General features: G+C 47.5%; 1 protein-coding gene. It reads left to right on the top strand.

The window, feature by feature from the left end; genetic code table 11:
* Nucleotides 1-255 (top strand): transposase (locus JW499_RS22135; RefSeq protein WP_205212564.1); only part of this gene is annotated, 255 nt, incomplete at both ends.

Genomic DNA, 255 nt, shown 5'->3' on the forward strand with positions numbered 1-255 from the left:
CGCGACGTTCAGGTGAATGTCGCTTATCGATGGTTCTTAGGCTTGAGCCTGACAGACAAAGTACCTGATGCGTCAACCTTGAGCGCGAACCGTATCCGTCGCTTTAAAGACTCAGATATCTATCAAAGTATTTTCGATGAAATTGTGCTGCAAGCCATAAAGCGCAAGCTGGTCGGGGGGCACACCCTTTATACTGATTCCACTCACCTCAAAGCCAACGCAAACAAAAAGCACTTCCAGAAAGTTGAGGTGGAA

Source organism: Amphritea pacifica, from assembly GCF_016924145.1.
GTDB classification, from domain to species: domain Bacteria; phylum Pseudomonadota; class Gammaproteobacteria; order Pseudomonadales; family Balneatricaceae; genus Amphritea; species Amphritea pacifica.